This is a genomic window from Streptomyces sp. NPDC093097 (assembly GCF_044754325.1).
Lineage (GTDB): Bacteria > Actinomycetota > Actinomycetes > Streptomycetales > Streptomycetaceae > Streptomyces.
The window spans coordinates 41,276-60,484 of the sequence record NZ_JBIVOW010000010.1 but is presented as its reverse complement, the minus strand read 5'-3'; the positions used below and the strand labels follow the sequence as shown (position 1 = coordinate 60,484).

Genomic DNA, 19,209 nt, shown 5'->3' with positions numbered 1-19,209 from the left:
TGGGGGCGCCGGCGGAGGGTACGGCCCGGGTGCGCCGCGTGGGCCCGCGCGGCGCACCCCGCCCCTCGCCGGGGCCCGCCAGGGTGTGGGGCCCGGCGCGCCGCCCCGGCGAGGGGTTCCGTCGTCACCGGGGGGCCGCCCCGAGCACCTCCGCCAGGGCGGCCGTGAACCGGTCGGTGGTCGCCCGGTCCCGTACGGCCAGCCGGAGCCAGTCCGGGCCCAGGCCGGGGAAGGTGTCGCCGCGGCGGACCGCGAAGCCGCGGGCCCGCAGCCCGGTCCGGACCGCCGCCGCACCGGGCAGCCGCACCAGCACGAACGGTCCGGCCGCCGGTCCGGCCACCGTCACCGACGGCAACGCGCCCAGCCGGGCCAGCAGATGGGCCCGGTCCGCGGCGATCTGCTCGGCCGCCGCCTCCGCCTCCGCCAGTGCCGCCGGCGCACAGCACGCCTCGGCGGCGGCCAGCGCCGGCGAGGAGACCGGCCACAGCGGCTGCGCCCGCGCCAGTTCCGTGAGGGTGTCCGCACCGGCCAGCACATAGCCGATCCGCAGCCCGGCCAGCCCCCAGGTCTTGGTGAGGCTGCGCAGCACCACCAGCCCCGGCAGTTCACCCACCCGCCCGGCCAGCGACTCCCGCTCCCCGGGCACCGCGTCCATGAACGCCTCGTCCACCACCAGCGTCCGGCCGGGCCGCGCCAGGGCGGCCACGGCGTCCGCCGGGTGCAGCACCGAGGTGGGGTTGGTGGGGTTGCCGACGACGACCAGGTCCGCCTCGTCCGGCACCGCCGCCGGGTCCAGTCGGAAACCGTCCCGCTCGGCCAGCAGCACCCGTCCGACCTCGTGCCCGGCGTCCCGCAGCGCCGCCTCCGGCTCGGTGAACTGCGGGTGCACCACCACCGGCCGGCGGGCCCGTACCGCCCGCGCGAGCAGTACGAACGCCTCCGCGGCGCCGGCCGTCAGCAGCACCCGCTCGGCCGGCAGCCCGTGCCGGGCGGCGACCGCCGCCCGCGCCGGACGGCCGTCGGGGTAGGCGGCCAGGCCGTCCAGCGACGCGGCGATCCGGGCCTTGAGCCAGGCCGGGGGAGTGCCGGTGCGGACGTTGACCGCCAGGTCCGTCAGATCCGCGCCGCGCACCTCGGCGTCCCCGTGGTGCCGCAGATCCACCTCTTCGGAACCGGTGGCGGCGCCGGCGGAACCGGCAGTGACACCAGGGGAGTCGGCAGCGGTGCCGGGCGTGGACAGCGTCGGGCCCCTCATCGCCGGCTCCCCGCGTCCGTCGCGCCCGCACCCGCGCCGGCCGTCGCGCAGGCCGCCGGCAAGGCGTCCGCCGCCCGTCCGCCGAAGGCCGCCCCGTCCGCCACCGTCGCCCGGTAGCGCGCCATGACCACCTCGGCCAACTCCGGGGCCGCGCCGATCGGTTCCGCGCAGTGCACCTCCGTCCCCGGATGCGCCGCGGCCCACCCCTCGGCCTGCATCCGCAGCCGTTCCAGCAGCTCGCCGGCGAAGAAGAAGTACGGCAGGACCACGGTCCGGCACGGCCCCGCGCCACCGGACGCCGCGGCGGCCAGCACCCGGCACCGGTCGAGCCCGGCCGGTACGTCCGGCGCCGCCAGCGTGACGAACGCGCTCTCCACGCCCGCGAAACCGCCGCCCTCCCACAACAGCCGGGCGGCCCGGGCCACTTCGGCGTTGGCGTGCGGAGCGGTCGCGCCCCGCCCCACCAGCAGCACCGTGGTGCGGACCCGGTCCTCGGGCCGTCGCGCGCCGCCGCCCAGCGCCTCGTCCAGCCGCCGCTCCAGCGCCCCCAACAGCCGGGGATCCGGCCCCAGTTCGGGCCCGCAGGCGTAGCGGAGGCCGGGGTGGGCGGCGGCCGCCCGGGCCATCGCGTCCGGCAGGCCCTCCGCTATCGGCCCGGTCGGCGCCATCAGCAGCGGCACCGCGACCAGGTCGGTCGCGCCTCGCGCCGCCAGGTCGCCGACCGCGTCGGACAGCGGCAGCGGCGACGCCGGGGCGCCGAAGAAGCCGCCGGCGACCGGCACGTCGGGGTGCCGCTCGGCGAGCCGCCGCACCAGCGTGCGCAGCGCGTCGGCCGCCCCCTCGTGACGGGTGCCGTGACCGGCGATGAGCAGTGCGGGACGGGTGGTCACAACGTCTCCTTGGTACCGGGATGTGCGCTGGTCGGGGCGTCGGCCGCCGGACTCCGCCGCGCGTCGGTCCGGGGCGGGCCGGACGGGGCGGAGGAGGGGACGACGATAGCGACCCCCGCCGCGGGGGCAGCGGCCGCGTCGGCCTTACCGGAGGTCACGGCCGCACCGCCGGCATCGCCGGGGGCGGCCAGCGCGCAGGTCGCCGCGCCCGGCCGGCCCTCCGGCGCCGAAACCCGCTTGCCGGCGACCAGACGGGCACCCGGCCCCGCGGCCAGCAGCGCCGCCGCCTCCGCGACGCTCGGCGTGCCGACCGCGGCCCGCACGGCGGCCGACGGCGCCGGAACCCCTACCGCCGCCAGCGCCGCCGCCGGGAACGACCACAGCGGAACCCCGAAGTGCCGCGCGGCGCCCAGCAGTCCGGGCTCGGCGGCCTTGCCGGCCACGGTGGCCAGCCCGGTCAGCGCCGCCGGCCGCCGCCCGGCCGCCGCCAGCGCCGCACCGATCAGCGCCACCACCTCGGCCGTCGCGACACCGCGCCGCGCCCCGACCCCCGCGACCAGGACGGTGTCCGGCCGCCGTGGACCGGTCATGCCGCGACGGCCGCGCGGCCGAGGAGCACCGGCCCGTGCCGCTCCGCCGTGCACGCGGTCGGCCCGCCCGGCCGCCCACCGCCCGGCGTCCTGTTCACCGGCCCCCGCCGGCGGCCGGCGCCGCGTCCCGCACCGCGCCCGCCACCAGCCGTCCGGCCAGCGACGGTTCGGCCGCCCAGTGCACATGCAGATACGAGGCGTGCACCCCGCCCGACACGAAACCCTCCACACCGCGCCGGGGGTGCGTCACCCCCCACGCCGGGGACGCGCCCGCGCCCGGCTCCAGCACCGTGCGGTGGAACTCGTGACCGCGCACCCGGGTCCCGGCCGCCGCCAGCGCGTTGTCGGTCAGCGCCACCGCCTCCCGGTAGCCGAGGGTGAGCCGCTCCGTCATCCGGCCGTCGGCGGGCAGTACCCCGCACATCGGCCGCCCGTCGAGCGAACGGGAGAGATACAGCAGCCCGGCGCACTCGGCCGAGACCGGCGCCCCGGACGCGGCCAGCGCCGCCACCGCCGCCCGCAGCGGCGCGTTCGCCGACAACTCCGGCGCGTACACCTCGGGGAAACCGCCGCCGATCACCAACCCCCGCGTACCGGAGGGCAGTTGCTCGTCCCGCAGCGGGTCGAACGGCACCACCTCGGCCCCCGCCGCGGTCAGCAGCTCGGTGTGCTCGGCGTACGAGAAGGTGAAGGCGGGCCCGCCGGCCACCGCGACCACCGGCCGCCCGGCCCCGGTGGCGGGCACCGCCGCCACCGCCTCGGCCGGGTCCCACGGCCGGTCCGGCAGCTCCGGCACGTTCCGCGCCAGCGCCAGCAGCGCCTCCAGGTCGCAGCCCGCGCGGACCCGTTCGGCCAGCGCCCGCACCGACGCGACCGCCTCGGCACGCCGCTCCGCGACCGGCACCAGACCCAGGTGCCGGGAGGGCGTACGGGCCTGCTCGGTGCGGCGCAGCGCGCCGAGCACCGGCACCCCGGAGGACTCCATGGCGTCCCGCAGCAGCTCCTCGTGCCGGTCCGAACCGACCTTGTTGAGGATCACCCCGGCCAGCCGGACCTCCGGGTCCCACGACGCGAAGCCGTGCACCAGCGCCGCCACCGACCGGGACTGCGAGGAGGCGTCCACCACCAGCACCACCGGCGCCCGCAGCACCTTCGCCACCTGCGCGGTCGACGACAGCTCGCCCCTTCCGGACGCCCCGTCGAACAGCCCCATCACGCCCTCGACCACCGCCAGGTCCGCGCCGGCCGCCCCGTGCAGGAACAGCGGTGCGATCCGCTCCGTACCGCACAGGAAGGCGTCCAGATTGCGGCCGGGCCGGCCGGTGGCCAGCGCGTGGTAGCCCGGATCGATGTAGTCCGGCCCCACCTTGTGCGGGGAGACGGCAAGGCCGGCCTCGGCGAAGGCCGCCATCAGACCGGTCGCCACCGTCGTCTTCCCGGCGCCCGAGGACGGCGCGGCGATCACCAGCCGGGGGACCGTGCCACCGCTCACGACGTGCTCACCATTCGATGCCCCGCTGGCCCTTCTGGCCCGCGTCCATCGGGTGCTTGACCTTCGTCATGTCCGTCACCAGGTCCGCGAAGTCCCGCAGCGCCTCCGGCGCGTCCCGCCCGGTGATGACGACGTGCTGGGTGCCGGGGCGGTCCCGCAGCACGGAGACCACCTCCTCGACGTCCACCCAGCCCCACTTCAGCGGGTAGGCGAACTCGTCCAGCACCAGCAGCTTGTAGGTCTCCGCGGCCAGGTCGCGCTTGATCTGCTCCCAACCCTCCCGGGCCGCCTCCTCGTTGCTGAACTGGGAGTCGCGCTGCACCCAGGACCAGCCCTCGCCCATCTTGTGCCAGGCGACGGTGCCGCCCTCCCCGGTGGCGCCGAGCACCGTCAGGGCCCGCTCCTCGCCGACCTTCCACTTCGCCGACTTCACGAACTGGAACACCCCGACCGGCCAGCCCTGGTTCCAGGCCCGCAGCGCCAGCCCGAAGGCGGCGGTCGACTTGCCCTTGCCCTGGCCCGTGTGGACCAGCACCAGCGGGCGGTTGCGGCGCTGGCGGGTGGTGAGCCCGTCGTCGGGGACGACGGACGGCTGTCCCTGCGGCATTACGCGGCCTTCCTGTTGTGACGATCCAGTCGATCCCGGCCGCGGTCGGCGCTGCCGCCGCGGACGGGCCTGCCCTGTACGGTCCGTACGAGCGCGGAGACGCTGTCCGCGCGCAGCTCGTCGAGGGTGACGGCGGTGCCGCCCAGCTCCCGGGCCAGCTCCCCGGCCAGCCCCAGCCGCACCGGCCCCGCCTCGCAGTCCACCACCACCGACGCGGTGCCCTGGGCGGCCAGCAGCCCCGCCGCGCGGTGCGCCCGCCGCAGCGGCCCGCCCGTCGCCCGGCCATCGTCCCCGGCGCTGCGCGCCGCCGATGCACCCGTGGCCCGCCCGTCGGTGACCACGACCAGCAGCGGCCGCCGGGACGGGTCCCGCATCCGCTCCACCCGCAGCACCTCATGGGCCCGCAGCAGCCCCTCCGCCAGCGGCGTCCGGCCGCCCGTCGGCAACTGCGCCAGCCGCGCCGCGCCGGCCTCCACCGACGACGTCGGCGGCAGCGCCAGCTCGGCGCCGGAACCCCGGAAGGTGATCATCCCGATCTTGTCCCGCCGCTGGTACGCGTCGAGCAGCAGCGACAGCACCGCCCCCTTGATCGCGCCCATCCGCTTCCGCGCCGCCATCGACCCGGACGCGTCCACCACGAACAGCACCAGGTTGCCCTCGCGCCCCTCGCGCACCGCCTCCCGCAGATCGTCCCGGCGCACCAGCAGCCCCGGGCCGCTTCGCCCGCGGGCCCACTGGTGCGGCGCCGCGGCCTGCACGGTCGCCGCCAAGTGCAGCTTGCCCAGGGCCCCTTGGGGCCGGCGCGCCCCGGTGGTGCGGCCGTGCGCGGTCCGCGCCCGCGACCGCCGGCCGTCCGCGCCCTCGCCCAGCCCCGGCACGTCCAGCCGCCGGGTACGGAACGGCTCGGTGGCGCCCACCGCGGCCTGCTCCGGCGCCGGCCCGGACGTCGCGGGCTCGCCCTCCGGCGCCCGCTCGGACTCCTCGGACCGCGCCGGACGCTCCGGCTCCTGCTGCTGAGGCACTTCGGGGCGCGGGGCGTCCCCCGACTGCTCCTGCGGCCCGCGCTCCTGCGGCGGCAGCCCGCCGGGACCGCCGCCGGGGCCCCCTTCCGGACCGCCGTCCGGCCCGTCCGGACCACCGTCCGGGCCCTCCGGCTCCGGATCGTCGTCGCCCTCGGGGTCCTGCCCGCCGGACTCCTCCAACACCTGGTCCAGCTTGTCCTCGTCGAGCCCGGGCGCGTCGAACGGGGCCCGCCGGCGCCGGTGCGGCAGCGCCAGCAGCGCCGCCTGCCGGACGTCCTCCGGCAGCACCTCGGTGCGCCCGGCCCAGGCCGCCAGCGCGCTCGCGGTGCGGGCCATCACGATGTCCGCCCGCATCCCGTCGACCTCGAACGCCGCACAGGTCGCCGCGATCTGCCGCAGTGCCTTGTCGCCGAGCCGCACCTGCGGCAGCAACTCCCGCGCCGCCGCGATCCGTTCGCGCAGCTCCCGCTCCTCGTCGGCCCAGCGCGCCGCGAAGCCCGCCGGGTCGTCGTCGTACGCCAGCCGGCGGCGGACCACGTCGACCCGCTGCTCCGGGTCCCGGGACGCCGCGACCTCCACGGTCAACCCGAACCGGTCCAGCAACTGCGGCCGCAGCTCGCCCTCTTCGGGGTTCATCGTCCCGACGAGCAGGAAGCGCGCGGCGTGCCGCACGGAGACGCCCTCCCGCTCCACGTAGGAGGCACCCATGGCGGCGGCGTCCAGCAGCACGTCGACCAGATGATCATGGAGCAGGTTGACTTCGTCGACGTAGAGGATTCCCCGGTGGGCGGCCGCGAGCAGTCCCGGCTCGAACGCCTTCACCCCCTCGGCGAGCGCCCGCTCGATGTCGAGCGCACCGACCAGCCGGTCCTCGGACGCGCCCACCGGCAACTCGACCATCCGCGTGGGCCGGTCCTCGGCGGCGCCCGTTTCGTGGGGGCCGTCGGGGCAGCCGGGGTCGGGGTCGGCGGGGGCGCAGGCGAAGCGGCAGCCCGGGACGACGTCGATGAGCGGCATCAGCGCCGTGAGGCCGCGCACGATCGTCGATTTCGCGGTGCCCTTCTCCCCGCGAACGAGCACGCCGCCGATGGCCGGCGAGAGGGCATTGAGCAGCAGGCTCAGCCGCATGTCGGACATGCCGACAACAGCGGTGAACGGGTATGGGGCCGAGGCCATTTAACGGGTACCCCTTTCGAAGGAGGCGCTGTGATCAGATGCGTCACCGACCGCAGGCTGTGCAACAGTTTCGCCGTCGGCTCTGCTTTCGCGGGGCTGTTCCGGGGACCGCCAAGTGCGCGGCGGTACGGGCTCTTTCGGCTCCGCGCACGCGGAGACGCCCGGCACGTCCGGCGCCCCCGGAGGCACGAACGGCAGCCCCTCCGGCGCCCCTTCCTCGATCAGCCGCAGCAGCGCCCCGGTGTCGGCGTGCTCCTCGATCAGATCGCCGAGCCGGTCCAACTGCTCCTCGCGCAGCGCGGCGAAGCTGGTGTCCGGCGCCGGGACGAAGCGCCGGCCGGCCGCCCGCGCCACCTCCCGCAGGAACGCCCGCCGGAAACCGTCGCTCTCCAGGCAGCCGTGCCAGTGCGTGCCCCATACGGAGCCCACCCGGCAGCCGTCCAGGCTCTGTCCTCGGTCATCACAGAGGAACGCCTCGTCCCCGCCGGTCACTTCGGCGACCCCGTGGTGGATCTCGTAGCCCTCCACCCGCTCGCCCAGCGCTCGACCCACCGGCCTCGCGAGGGTCTTCTCACGGGCGAACCGCACCCGTACGGGCAGCAGCCCCAGCCCGTCCACCGCGCCCGCGCGCGACTCGACCTCGTCCTCGATGTGTTCGCCCAGCATCTGGTAACCGCCGCAGATGCCCAGCACCGGCCTGCCCTCGGCGGCCCGCCGGGCCACCGCGTCGGCCAGCCCGCGCTCGCGCAGCCACTCCAGGGCCCGGACCGTGCCGCGGGTCCCCGGCAGCACCACCAGGTCCGCGTCGGCCAGCTCCTCCGGCCGGTCCACGAACCGCACCACCACGCCCGGTTCGGCGGCCAGCGCGTCCACGTCGGTGAAGTTGGACATCAGCGGGACGGCGCAGACCGCGACCCGCAGGATGTCCTCACCCGCGGGCGGCGCCACCACCGACTCCCGTACGGCCCCGCGCAGCGAGACCCTCCCCCAAACTCTCGACTTCGTTCGAGCAGGGGGGACCCCCATTCCGTCCTCCTCGTCGATGCCGAGCCCGTGCGCGAACGGCAGCACGCCGTAGGTGCGCCGCCCGGTGAGCGAGCGCAGCATCTCCAACCCCGGCTCCAGCAGCGTCACGTCGCCGCGGAACTTGTTGACGAGGTAGCCGGCGATCAGCGCCTGGTCCTCCTTCGCCAGCAGCGCGGTGGTCCCGAAGAACGACGCGAAGACCCCGCCACGGTCGATGTCGCCGACCACCACCACGGGTATCCGTGCCGCCCGGGCCAGGCCCATGTTGACCAGGTCGGTCCGCCGCAGGTTGATCTCCGCGGGGCTGCCCGCGCCCTCGCAGATCACCGCGTCGTGGGTGCGCCGCAGCTCCGCCAGGCAGTCGGTCACGGTCCCGAGCAACTGCTCCTGCCGGCCGGCGTGGTAGCCACGCGCACTCAACTCGCCCACCGGCTTCCCCAGCAGCACCACCTGGCTGCTGCGGTCGCTGCCCGGCTTGAGCAGCACCGGGTTCATCAGCGCGGTCGGCTCCACCCGGGCCGCGGCCGCCTGCATCGCCTGCGCCCGGCCGATCTCCGCGCCCTCGCGGGTCACGAACGAGTTCAGCGACATGTTCTGCGCCTTGAACGGCGCGACCTTCACGCCCTGCCGCACCAGCCAGCGGCAGATCCCGGCCGTCACCACGCTCTTGCCGGCGTCGGACGTCGTCCCGGCCACCAGCAGCCCACCGGCCGTCTTCCCGCGCCCGTTCACCGCGCGCCCCTCCCGCTCAGTTTCCCGCGCCGCACGGCGTCCGCCGCCAGCCGTCCCGCAACCGTGACGCCCAGCGCCAGCGCGCTCACCCGCCGGGAGAGCCGCACCGCCCGTTCGACATCGGACACCTTCGGGGGCCGCGCCCCACCGTTGAGCACCGGCCGGTGCTCCACCCGCCCGCCGTACGCCAGGGTGCCGCCCAGCCGGATGCCCAGCGCACCGGCGAACGAGGCTTCCACCGGGCCCGCGTTGGGGCTCGGGTGCGCGCCGCCGTCCGCCCGCCAGGCCCGCAGCGCACCGCGCCGGTCCGGGCCCGCCAGGACCGTCAGCGCGGCGGTCAGCCGGGAGCCGGGCCAGCCGGCGACGTCGTCGAGGCGGGCCGCGGCCCAGCCGAACCGCCGGTAGCGCGGCGACTTGTGACCGACCATCGCGTCCAGGGTGTTCACCGCGCGGAACGCCACCAGTCCGGGCACCCCGCCCAGCGCGCCCCACACCAGGGCGCCGACCACCGCGTCCGAGGTGTTCTCGGCGACCGACTCCACCACCGCGCGGGCCATCTGCGGGCCGTCCAGCGCCTGCGGATCGCGCCCGCACAGATGCGGCAGCCGCTCCCGCGCCACCTCCAGATCACCGGCGGCCAGCGCACCACCCACGGCCCGCGCCTCCCGGCCGAGCGAGGTGCCGCCCAGGACCGCCCACACCGTGGCCGCGGTCAACGCGGTCCGGGCGCCAGGGCGGTGCCGCACGGCACGCTCCAGCAGCGCGGCGCCGGCGGCCGCGCCGCCCGCGCACAGCACCGCGTGGGCCGCGCCGTGGCCGCGGTGGTCGCGCCACAGCCGGCGTTCGACGGCGGCCGCGGCCCGGCCGAACGCGGCCACCGGATGGCCGCGCCGCGGATCCGCCGCGATCAGATCACCGAGGAAGCCCAGGACCGCGCCGCACGCGTATCCCGCGTGTTCGCCGCGCACCGGATCAGGCCGCCGTCAGGCACCGAAGGGGCCCGTGGGCAACGGGCAGAGAGGCTCTCGATGGGCAGCCGGGCATGGCGGTATGTCCTCACTCAGGGTCCGCGCCCTGGCTCGACGTGACGGCGACCAGAGTCTCCTGGCTCCCGGATCGGCGCTTCCCCCGGCCTTCCCGCCCGTACGGAAACGTACGGACCGTGGCCCTCGTCGGAGGAGCGCTCCCCGGTGACAGTGGCGGGACCGCGCCGGATTCGCACCGGACTTCCTCTGCTGTCGCCGATTGGCCCCGGCAGTCCACCACGCCCCGCGACGCCCGTCAACTCGCCCTTGACCTGCGACGCAGCGCCACCGCGGGACCTGTGGCCAAGACCACAGAGGGGCCCCGGCGCACGAACGGGGCGCCCGGCGCCGCGGCTGCTGCCGCGCCCTCCGGACGCCCCGTCCCGCCGGCTTCGCCGGCGTCGTTCTCAGGCGGCGACGATCAGATAGATCCCGTACGCCACCGCCGCCGCGCAGAGCGCGAAGGCCACCAGCGCCCCGGCCCGCGCGCCCGCGCCCGGTGCGGTCGAGGCCCCGCCGTCCGCGGCCGGCTTGCGGGAGGTGCCCACGATGCCGACGGTGAACAGGCCCACGAGCCCCACCGTCACCGCGAGGGTGACGCCGAAGACCTCGCCGAGAGCTGCCCAGTCGATGTGCATTGCGTTGTCCTTAAGGTCGGTGCGGCCGGGCCGTCAGGAGGAGGCCGTCGCGGGCTGGGCGGGGGAGTCGGCCGGGCCGTGCTGGGTGGGGATGACGGCCGCGGTGGCCTGGGCGGGCACGGTGGCCGCGGCCGCCTCGGTGGCCGCCGGGGCGAGGGGACCCGCCGGGGGCGGGGCGACGGTCTGGAGCGCGGCGGTGACGACACCGGCCGGCTCCGCCGGACCCTCGTTGACGTTGGTGTGGTCGATCGGCTTGCGCCGGGAGGCGACCCAGATGCCGCCGCAGACCGCCAGCGCCAGGCCGGCGGTGGCCGCCACGCCCCAGGTGCCCTGGTCGACGAGGAGCGCGGCCCCCGCGGAGACCAGCGCCGCGGCCGGCAGCGTCAGGAACCACGCCACGACCATCCGGCCGGCCGTGGCCCAGCGCACCACGCCGCCCTTGCGGCCGAGCCCGGAGCCCATCACGGCGCCGGAGCAGACCTGGGTGGTGGAGAGCGCGAAGCCGAGGTGGGAGGAGGCCAGGATGGTGGCCGCGGCGCTGGTCTGGGCGGCGAAGCCCTGCGGCGGCTGGATGTCGGTGATGCCCTTGCCCATGGTGCGGATGATCCGCCAGCCGCCCAGGTAGGTACCGAGCGCGATGGCCAGGCCCGCGGAGGCGATCACCCACATCGGCGGGTCGGCATGCGGGGCGACGACGCCGCCGGTGATCAGCGCGAGGGTGATCACACCCATCGTCTTCTGCGCGTCGTTGGTGCCGTGGGCCAGCGAGACCAGCGCGGCCGAGGCGATCTGGCCGGCGCGGTAGCCCTTGGCGGTGTCGGCCTCGTCGCGGCCGCGGGCCAGCCGGTAGGTGAGCCGGGTCGCCGCCATCGAGGCGAGACCCGCGACGAACGGCGCGGCCACCGCCGGGATCAGGACCTTCATCACGACGGCCTCGCCGTGCACCCCGCCGGTGCCGACGGACACCAGGGTCGCGCCGATGAGACCACCGAAGAGGGCGTGCGAGGAACTGGAGGGGAGGCCGGCGAGCCAGGTCACGAGGTTCCAGACGATGGCGCCGACCAGGCCGGCGAAGATCACTTCTGGTCTGATGCCGGCGCTCTCGTCGATGATGCCGCCGGAGATGGTCTTGGCCACCTCAACGGACAGGAACGCCCCGACGAGGTTGAGTACCGCCGACATCGCCACCGCGGTCTTGGGCCGCAGGGCCCCGGTGGAGATGGTGGTGGCCATCGCGTTGGCCGTGTCGTGGAAGCCGTTCGTAAAGTCGAACACCAAGGCCGTGACGATCACGATCCCGATGAGAAGCGTGATGTGTTCCATTCACCCAGGCAATCCGTTCGATGGTCAGTGTCGTCGGGACCGTACGGACGACGGGTGAACGGAAGATGAACTGGGCCGGGCGCCACGGTGACACCCCCGCAGTGTTCACGCGGAGGCGTCTCAGCCGCCACACCCGTCTCATCCGTTGGCAAACCTCCTGAGCTGGGCCAGGGTCCCGTTCCAGCGGTCCTGGTCACCCGGCAGCGGGCCGTGCGCGGCGTACTGCCGGATGCTCAGGACCGACCAGCCCGCGGGCAGCCGCGCCGCCCCCGAATAGTCCGCCAGCCACAGCGGATGGGTCGCGCCGAAGGCCCGGCTGCCGCCCGTGCAGAGCTCCCACCAGCGGGCCGTGGTGTAGATCACCGGCCGCCGGCCCGTGCTGCGCCGCACCTCGTCGCTGAACGCCCGTATCCAGCGCACCAGCGCCGCGCGGCTCAGCCCGAAGCACGGCTGCCGGGTGTTGTACGGGTTGTGCTCGAGGTCGAGGGCGGGCGGCAGCGTCCAGCCGTCCCGCTTCCAGTGGCCGCCGTGCTGGAGGAAGTAGCGGGCCTGCCGGGTGCCCGACGAGGAGTTGGGCACCGCGAAGTGGTAGGCGCCGTGCAGCAGTCCGGCCGCCCGGGAGCCGCGGTACTGCACGGAGAAGGAGGGGTTGCGGTAGCGGTCCGACTCGGTGGCCTTGACGTAGACGAACCGGGCGCCCTTCGCGCGGGCCGCGCGCCAGTCGATGTGCTTCTGGTACGAGGAGACGTCGTGCCCCAACGGCCGGCCGCCCGCGGCGGCCCAGGCGGAGTGTTCGGCGAGTGCGGTGCCGGCCAGCGACGCCACCGCTATCGCGGTCGCCAGCCTGGTCCGGGGGGTGGAGCGGTCACAGGTCATGGGTCCCCCTGGGTGATGACATGTGAGGGGTGTAGTTCACACGACGTTAATGGGTGATCAACGCAAGGCGGTCGTTCTCCGGCCAATCGCCCCCAGGGGGCAGGTATCCCCCTATGGCGGATACCTGGCAGATGACGCCCGGGCGTACTGTGCCCCGGCCTGCTCGTACGGTGTCGTGCACCGCCCTCGTGCGTATCCGCACGTCCCGCCGCGCCGCACCGGAGGAGACCATGAAGGACCACCCGGACCACCTCGCCGCCGCCTGGAGCGAGCTCGTCGCCACCGCCCGCCGGACGGTCGCCGACGGCCTCGTCGTCGGCACCTCGGGCAACGTCTCGGTCCGCATCAAGGACCTGATCCTCGTCACCCCCAGCGGCGTCCCCTACGACCGGCTCGGCCCCGCCGACCTCACCGGGGTCGACCCCGAAGGCCGCCAGGTCATCGGCAGGCTCCGCCCGACCAGCGAACTTCCGCTCCACCTGGCGGTCTACCGCGACACCACCGCCACCGCCGTCGTGCACACCCACGCCCCGTACGCCACCGCCGTCTCCACCCTCGTCACCGAACTCCCGCCCGTCCACTACATGGCGGCCGCGCTCGGCGGCCCCGTCCGCGTCGCCCCCTACGCCCTCTACGGCAGCGACGAACTCGCCGCCAACATGACCGCGGCCCTCCGCGACCGCTCGGCCGCGCTCCTCCAGAACCACGGCACCATCGCCCACGGCACCGGCCTCGCCCAGGCGCTGGACCGCACCGCCCAACTGGAGTGGATGTGCCGGGTCTGGCTCACCGCGGTCTCCGTGCCCGGCCACACCCCGAGCCTGCTGTCGGCCGCCCAGCTCGCCGCCGCGGGGGAGCGGCTGCGCGGTTACGGCCAGCCCGGTGACGACCCCGCGTAGCCCCCGAACGCCCCCGTCCCCGCACCCCGCACGGTCCTTGGCACCGCACAACACCGCTGGTCCGGCCGTCCGCCCCGGCGCCCGGTGGCCGGGTCCGGCGGCGCTGCGCACACTGGAGAGATGCGACTGGGGACCGTGGCGGCGGTGGCCGCCACCACCGTGATCGGTGCCGCGGCGGCGGCCGTGGCGGCCGGCCGGTACGCCGGCGATGTTGCCCTGAAACCGTCGCCGGGCCATCCCTTCCCCGGGGACTCCCGGCTCACCGTCCACTCCGCCGACGGCGACCACATCGTCCTCACCCGCAGCCTGGCCTCCCTCAGACCCGGCATCTACGGCCTCACCGGCGCCGGCTGCCATGCGGTGGTCGGCCCCGTCGTCCACGGCACCCCGCACCCGGCCGACGCCGTCGTCCGCCGCCTGGAGCGGGTCACCCACGGCGCCCTGCGGCCCGGCTCCCGGATGCGGCTGACCCCGCAGGTGCACGCCGGCAACCCCCGCGACGCGCTCGGCCTGACCGCCGCGGACGTCGACGTCCCCGGCGAACTCGGCGCGCTGCCCGCGTGGTTCGTGCCCGGCGCCCGCGACACCTGGGTCATCACCGTCCACGGCCTGGGCACCACCCGCGAACACCCCATGGTGGTACTGCCGTTCCTGCACCGCCACCGCTTCCCCGTCCTCGACCTCGCCTACCGCAACGACCCCGGCGCGCCCCGCACCGCCGACGGCCTGCACCACCTCGGCGACACCGAATGGCGCGACCTGGACGCCGCGATCCGCTACGCCGTCCGCTACGGCGCCCGCGCGGTCGTCCTCCACGGCTGGTCCACCGGCGCCACCATGGCGCTGCGCGCCGCCGTCAACTCCTCGCTGCGGGACCGCATCTCCGGCCTCGTCCTGGACTCCCCGGTCCTCGACCGGCACGCCACCGTCCGCGCGCTGGCCGCCGCCCGGCGCATCCCGCGCGCCCTGCTCCCGCTGGCCGTCCGCGCCGCCGAGGGCCACACCGGACTGCCCGTCGACCGGCCCGCCGACGCCGTCGACCCCGACGCCCTCGACGCGCCCGTCCTCCTCTTCCACGGCCCGGAGGACACCGTCGCCCCCTGGGACGCCTCCCGCCGCTTCGCCGCCCGCCGCCCGGAGTTGATCACGCTTCAGGCCGTCCCGCACGCCCCGCACGCCGCGATGTGGAACGCCGCCCCCGACCGCTACGAGGAGACCCTGCGCCGCTTCCTCACCCCGCTGATGTGACGCCGGGACGGCGGAGCCGGCCGACGCCGCGCGGGCCGGGAGGTGTACGGGCGGACAACTCCCCCTGTCCGGGACGGGACACCGGGATGGCGCGCGGCCGGCAGACCGCACGCAGGGTTCCGATTGGGCTTTCGGGCCGTCAGCAGCAAGACTGCTCCTGTGACGTCCCGTACACCGCGCGACTCCCGGCTCCGACTCGTCCCCCGACAACCGATTGCGGCCGCCCGCCGGGCGGTGAGCACCCGGGCCACCCGCCCGGCGCCCAGGCCCCCCGAGGGCACCCCGCCGCCCGCGGAACTGGCCCGCCAGGCCCGTGCCGCACTGGCCGGCGCGGCCCGCCTCGCGCACTGGGCCGACCGCGCGGGCAGCCTCCGCGCCGGTTCCGACGGATCGCTCCCGCAGGCCGCCGTCACCGACGCCGCCGAGGCCCTGGCCCTGACGCCCCACCAGGTCCGCGCCGACTGGGACCGGGCCCGCCTCGCCGGGCTCGTCGAGCTCCACGACGGCCTCGCCCGCCCCGGCTGGCGGCTGCGCGCCTGGGACCGCGACGACATCGCCGCCCTGCGCGGCTGGGTCGCGCTCTTCGACGCCTGGTCGCTGGCGCTGCCCGCCCCGGCCGACGCCGGCCCGTCGGCCGTCGCCGAGGTCGTCGAGGCCGTCCCGCAGCTGCTGTCCCTGCTGCACCTGTCCGCCGGGCCGGTGCGGCTGCCGGTGCTGCTCGACATGCTCACCCAGCGCGTCGCCGAACTGCGCACCGAACGCTGCGAGGTGCCCTACGGGCCCGACCCGGACGCCGCCGGCGGACCGGCGAGCGACGCCGCGGGGGCGCCGCTCGCCGAGCTGCTGGACTGGGCGCTGGGCGCACTGCTCGCGGTCGGCGCGCTGGTGCCGCAGGACGGCGCCCCCGCAGGCGTCGACGAGGGCCGCCACCACGGCCAGGAGGCGCAGCTGACGCCGCTCGGCAACTGGTCGGTGTGGGTCAAGCTGGAGCAGATCTGCGTCGCCGCGCAGAGCCCGGCCGGCAATATCGAGCAGTCCGCGGAGGCGATGCTGCGCGGCTGCGCCCGGCTCACCCCGGGCCCGGCCCGCGCCGAATACCGCGCCTGGCTCGCCGCCCGCTCCGTCGGCGCCGCCGTCGAGGAACTCCTGACCGTCGCCCGCGGCGAGGACGCGCTGCTGCGCGGGCTGGCCTTCGAGGCGCTGCGCGCGGTCGGCGCGCCCGCCGAACCGGCCGTGCGCGCCATCGCCGAGGAGCCGGGGCTGCGGCCCTACGCCCTGCTGTGGCTCTTCGAGCACGAGGGCGGCGACCCCGAGACCGCGCCGGACGTCCTCACCCGCGAGGAGTCGACCTGGCTGTGGGTGGACACCGCGGCGGCCGTCGCCGACCACGGCGAGACCCAACTGCTGGTCCGGCACCTGGACTCGGCCGTCCAGGGCTCGGTGCCGCGGCTGCTGGAGGAGGTCCGCGCGGTCGGCCACCCGCGGACCGTGCAGGTGCTGGTGGCGCTGGCCGCCGCCCACCCGGACCCGGCGCTCGCCAAGGCCGTGCGCCGGGCGGCGTTCCAGGTCCACACCGGCGGCGCGTAAGCCGCCGCGCACCCCGGCCGGGCGCCGGCGGGTCATGCCCCCGCCCCGCCCGGCCGGTGGCCGCCGAAGCTCCGGACGCCGCCCTCGGCGTCGCGCACCGTGCTCCCGGCCCGTAGGCGACGCCAGGCGCTCCGCCTCGGCCCGCCGGGTCCGCCCGCCGTGCGCCTCGGGCCCGTCGCCGAGGACGCGCACACCGCGCGGCCCGTCGCCGCCGCCCCGCCTCGCCGAACGGGCCGCCGGGCCCTTGGGCTGCGGATCGGGCGTCATCTCCCCGCCGCGGTAGGCGAGTTCGGCGTGCCGCGCCGCCCCTTCCGGGCCGCCGTACCGCGCGCCGCCGCTGCGTCCGGACGCCGCCACCTGCCGGACGGCTCCCGGGGCGCCCCGCGGGAGCGGTGCGGGGGCCGTCGCCGTCCCGTCCGCCATGTCGATCACCACCCCTCCCGCGCCGCCGGACGGCGCCGCGCCGCCCGGACTCCTGTGTCCTGCCTCACAGTCTCGCGGCGGGGTCTGACAACGCCCGAAAACTACTTGCACGGTCCCGTTAGACTTGCCTGCATGGCAGTTCTCCTCTGGGTTCATTAGACGGCGTAGACCGCTCTCGGACCGTCCGTCCAACCCGCCGTCTTCCTGCCCTGGAGTTTTTCCGTGATCACCGCTTCCGGCCTTGAGCTGCGCGCCGGCGCTCGCATCCTCATCGAGTCCGCTTCCTTCCGTATCGCCAAGGGCGACCGCATCGGCCTGGTCGGCCGCAACGGCGCCGGCAAGACCACCCTCACCAAGGTCCTGGCCGGCGAGGGCATGCCGACCAGCGGCTCGGTCACCCGCTCCGGCGAGGTCGGCTACCTCCCGCAGGACCCGCGCACCGGCGACCTCGACATCCTGGCCCGCGACCGCATCCTCTCCGCCCGCGGCCTGGACACCGTCCTGCGCAAGATGCGGGAGAACGAGGACCGGATGGCGAACGGCCAGGGCGCCACCCGCGAGAAGGCCATGAAGAAGTACGAGCGGCTGGAGACGGAGTTCCTCACCAAGGGCGGCTACGCCGCCGAGGCCGAGGCCGCGACCATCGCCGCCAGCCTGGGCCTGCCCGACCGCATCCTCAGCCAGCCGCTGCACACCCTCTCCGGCGGTCAGCGGCGCCGCGTCGAGCTGGCCCGGATCCTCTTCTCGGACTCCGACATCCTGCTGCTCGACGAGCCCACCAACCACCTCGACGCCGACTCCATCGCGTGGCTGCGCGACTACCTCAAGACCTACCGCGGCGGCTTCATCGTGATCTCCCACGACGTCGACCTGGTCGAGACGGTCGTCAACAAGGTCTTCTACCTGGACGCCAACCGCTCCCAGATCGACGTCTACAACATGGGCTGGAAGCTCTACCAGCAGCAGCGCGAGGCCGACGAGAAGCGCCGCAAGCGCGAGCGCGCCAACGCCGAGAAGAAGGCCGCGGCGCTCAACTCCCAGGCCGACAAGATGCGGGCCAAGGCCACCAAGACCGTCGCCGCCCAGAACATGGCCAAGCGCGCCGACAAGCTGCTGGCCGGCCTGGAGGCGGTGCGCGCCTCCGACAAGGTCGCCAAGCTGCGCTTCCCGAACCCGGCGCCGTGCGGCAAGACCCCGCTGACGGCCGAGGGCCTCTCCAAGTCCTACGGCTCCCTGGAGATCTTCACCGACGTCGACCTGGCCATCGACAAGGGCTCCCGGGTCGTCATCCTGGGCCTCAACGGCGCCGGCAAGACCACCCTGCTGCGGATGCTGGCGGGCGTGGAGACGCCCGACACCGGCGAGGTCCGCCCCGGCCACGGCCTCAAGCTCGGCTACTACGCCCAGGAGCACGAGACCCTGGACCCGGACCGCTCGGTCCTGGAGAACATGCGCTCCGCCGCCCCCGACATGGACCTCGTCGAGGTCCGCAAGGTGCTGGGCTCCTTCCTGTTCTCCGGCGACGACGTCGACAAGCCCGCCGGCGTGCTCTCCGGCGGCGAGAAGACCCGCCTGGCCCTGGCCACCCTGGTCGTCTCCTCCGCCAACGTCCTCCTCCTCGACGAGCCCACCAACAACCTCGACCCGGCCAGCCGCGAGGAGATCCTCGGCGCGCTGCGCACCTTCACGGGCGCGGTGGTGCTGGTGACGCACGACGAGGGCGCCGTGGACGCCCTGGCGCCGGAGCGGATCATCCTGCTGCCGGACGGCGTCGAGGACCTGTGGGGCCAGGACTACGCGGACCTGGTCGCGCTGGCCTGATCCCCGCGGCGCCGGTGCCGCCGGTCGGATCATGCCTGCTGGATCATTCGGCCCACGGGTGATCCATCATCTGAGTGAGAACGGCTCGTACACCGGCGAGCCTGCAATATGCGGCCGGGCCCCTCGGGCCCGGCCGTCGCCTTTTCCGCGACATACCACCTGACCTGGCACTTCTCGCGCACCAGGGCGCGTCCGCGCGTCCCGGGGCGCGCGGAAGAGGGAGTGCGGACCGCCCCGGGCGCCCGCGGGGCGGCAAAGGAAGTCCCACATACCTTGCGGAATGGGTGGCCAGGAAGCCGAGGAGGGGTGATCATGAGAGTCCAGAGCGCACTTCCCACGAGGAGGCACGGGTGGCCGAGACTCTGAAGAAGGGCAGCCGGGTAACCGGCGCCGCGCGCGAGAAGCTCGCGGCAGACCTGAAGAAGAAGTACGACTCCGGTGCGAGCATCCGGGCGCTGGCTGAGGAAACCGGCCGCTCCTACGGATTCGTGCACCGGATGCTCACCGAATCCGGTGTGGTCCTGCGCGGCCGCGGCGGAGCCACGAGGGGCAAGAAGGCCGCCTCGGTCTGAGGGCCGC

The 19,209-nt window shown here is 75.8% G+C and carries 16 protein-coding genes and 1 riboswitch; of the genes, 5 read left to right on the top strand and 11 right to left on the bottom strand.

Annotated elements, in window-relative coordinates; genetic code table 11:
- Window positions 1-124: 124 nt before the first annotated feature.
- The 11 genes from cobC to ACIQE0_RS18755 all read right to left on the bottom strand — a co-directional run bounded on the left by cobC (window position 125) and on the right by ACIQE0_RS18755 (window position 12,652).
- Entirely contained in the window at window positions 125-1,255 is a 1,131-nt protein-coding gene (cobC, locus tag ACIQE0_RS18805) for an Rv2231c family pyridoxal phosphate-dependent protein CobC (RefSeq protein WP_402333378.1), read from the bottom strand.
- Window positions 1,252-2,145, bottom strand: a complete 894-nt coding sequence (locus ACIQE0_RS18800) for a sirohydrochlorin chelatase (protein ID WP_402333375.1) — start codon at window positions 2,143-2,145, stop codon at window positions 1,252-1,254. Before ACIQE0_RS18800 ends, cobC begins: the two co-directional genes overlap by 4 nt.
- Window positions 2,142-2,735, bottom strand: a complete 594-nt coding sequence (locus ACIQE0_RS18795; protein ID WP_402333372.1) for a cobalamin biosynthesis protein — start codon at window positions 2,733-2,735, stop codon at window positions 2,142-2,144. Before ACIQE0_RS18795 ends, ACIQE0_RS18800 begins: the two co-directional genes overlap by 4 nt.
- 94 nt (window positions 2,736-2,829) lie before the next feature.
- A complete protein-coding gene (locus ACIQE0_RS18790; protein WP_402333369.1) occupies window positions 2,830-4,227 on the bottom strand; it encodes a cobyrinate a,c-diamide synthase in 1,398 nt (465 codons plus the stop codon).
- A gap of 7 nt (window positions 4,228-4,234) precedes the next feature.
- On the bottom strand, window positions 4,235-4,834 hold the full coding sequence (cobO, locus tag ACIQE0_RS18785) for a cob(I)yrinic acid a,c-diamide adenosyltransferase (RefSeq protein WP_366337385.1): 600 nt from the start codon (window positions 4,832-4,834) through the stop codon (window positions 4,235-4,237).
- Window positions 4,834-7,032 carry a putative cobaltochelatase gene (locus tag ACIQE0_RS18780; RefSeq protein WP_402333366.1) on the bottom strand — a complete coding sequence of 733 codons (2,199 nt, stop codon included), beginning with the start codon at window positions 7,030-7,032 and terminating at the stop codon, window positions 4,834-4,836. Before ACIQE0_RS18780 ends, cobO begins: the two co-directional genes overlap by 1 nt.
- Entirely contained in the window at window positions 7,033-8,790 is a 1,758-nt protein-coding gene (locus ACIQE0_RS18775; RefSeq protein WP_402333363.1) for a cobyric acid synthase, read from the bottom strand.
- Window positions 8,787-9,758: a cobalamin biosynthesis protein gene (locus ACIQE0_RS18770; RefSeq protein WP_366337390.1), complete on the bottom strand. Its 972-nt coding sequence runs from the start codon at window positions 9,756-9,758 to the stop codon at window positions 8,787-8,789. Before ACIQE0_RS18770 ends, ACIQE0_RS18775 begins: the two co-directional genes overlap by 4 nt.
- Before the next feature lie 129 nt (window positions 9,759-9,887).
- Window positions 9,888-10,024: riboswitch (cobalamin riboswitch) on the bottom strand.
- Between the two features lie 198 nt (window positions 10,025-10,222).
- The gene (locus ACIQE0_RS18765; protein ID WP_366337392.1) at window positions 10,223-10,453 is read right to left on the bottom strand and encodes a hypothetical protein; all 231 of its coding nucleotides are present in this window, start codon (window positions 10,451-10,453) and stop codon (window positions 10,223-10,225) included.
- Window positions 10,454-10,486: 33 nt separating this feature from the next.
- Window positions 10,487-11,776, bottom strand: a complete 1,290-nt coding sequence (locus ACIQE0_RS18760) for an anion permease (RefSeq protein ID WP_402333359.1) — start codon at window positions 11,774-11,776, stop codon at window positions 10,487-10,489.
- Window positions 11,777-11,914: 138 nt separating this feature from the next.
- Complete coding sequence (locus ACIQE0_RS18755) at window positions 11,915-12,652, bottom strand: GH25 family lysozyme (RefSeq protein WP_402333356.1); 738 nt, start codon at window positions 12,650-12,652, stop codon at window positions 11,915-11,917.
- A gap of 230 nt (window positions 12,653-12,882) precedes the next feature.
- On the opposite strand from ACIQE0_RS18755, the gene ACIQE0_RS18750 reads away from it, so the two are divergent.
- The 5 genes from ACIQE0_RS18750 (at window position 12,883) to ACIQE0_RS18730 (ending at window position 19,202) form a co-directional block, all read left to right on the top strand.
- Window positions 12,883-13,551: a class II aldolase/adducin family protein gene (locus tag ACIQE0_RS18750; protein WP_366337489.1), complete on the top strand. Its 669-nt coding sequence runs from the start codon at window positions 12,883-12,885 to the stop codon at window positions 13,549-13,551.
- Between the two features lie 120 nt (window positions 13,552-13,671).
- A complete protein-coding gene (locus tag ACIQE0_RS18745; protein WP_366337398.1) occupies window positions 13,672-14,799 on the top strand; it encodes a hypothetical protein in 1,128 nt (375 codons plus the stop codon).
- A 159-nt stretch (window positions 14,800-14,958) separates the two neighbouring features.
- Window positions 14,959-16,386, top strand: coding sequence for a hypothetical protein (locus ACIQE0_RS18740; protein ID WP_402333354.1), 1,428 nt, complete (start codon window positions 14,959-14,961; stop codon window positions 16,384-16,386).
- Window positions 16,387-17,031: 645 nt separating this feature from the next.
- Complete coding sequence (gene abc-f, locus ACIQE0_RS18735; RefSeq protein ID WP_402333351.1) at window positions 17,032-18,630, top strand: ribosomal protection-like ABC-F family protein; 1,599 nt, start codon at window positions 17,032-17,034, stop codon at window positions 18,628-18,630.
- Window positions 18,631-18,980: 350 nt separating this feature from the next.
- Complete coding sequence (locus ACIQE0_RS18730) at window positions 18,981-19,202, top strand: helix-turn-helix domain-containing protein (protein WP_066977790.1); 222 nt, start codon at window positions 18,981-18,983, stop codon at window positions 19,200-19,202.
- The last annotated feature ends 7 nt before the right edge of the window (window positions 19,203-19,209 follow it).

What these genes read in the sequence shown, in the direction of transcription:
- ACIQE0_RS18755 (WP_402333356.1), bottom strand. Translation starts at nt 12,652, where the DNA reads ATGACCTGTGACCGCTCCACCCCCCGGACCAGGCTGGCGACCGCGATA.
- ACIQE0_RS18750 (WP_366337489.1), top strand. Translation starts at nt 12,883, where the DNA reads ATGAAGGACCACCCGGACCACCTCGCCGCCGCCTGGAGCGAGCTCGTC.
- ACIQE0_RS18765 (WP_366337392.1), bottom strand. Translation starts at nt 10,453, where the DNA reads ATGCACATCGACTGGGCAGCTCTCGGCGAGGTCTTCGGCGTCACCCTC.
- ACIQE0_RS18780 (WP_402333366.1), bottom strand. Translation starts at nt 7,032, where the DNA reads ATGGCCTCGGCCCCATACCCGTTCACCGCTGTTGTCGGCATGTCCGAC.
- ACIQE0_RS18795 (WP_402333372.1), bottom strand. Translation starts at nt 2,735, where the DNA reads ATGACCGGTCCACGGCGGCCGGACACCGTCCTGGTCGCGGGGGTCGGG.
- ACIQE0_RS18745 (WP_366337398.1), top strand. Translation starts at nt 13,672, where the DNA reads ATGCGACTGGGGACCGTGGCGGCGGTGGCCGCCACCACCGTGATCGGT.
- cobO (WP_366337385.1), bottom strand. Translation starts at nt 4,834, where the DNA reads ATGCCGCAGGGACAGCCGTCCGTCGTCCCCGACGACGGGCTCACCACC.
- ACIQE0_RS18760 (WP_402333359.1), bottom strand. Translation starts at nt 11,776, where the DNA reads ATGGAACACATCACGCTTCTCATCGGGATCGTGATCGTCACGGCCTTG.
- cobC (WP_402333378.1), bottom strand. Translation starts at nt 1,255, where the DNA reads ATGAGGGGCCCGACGCTGTCCACGCCCGGCACCGCTGCCGACTCCCCT.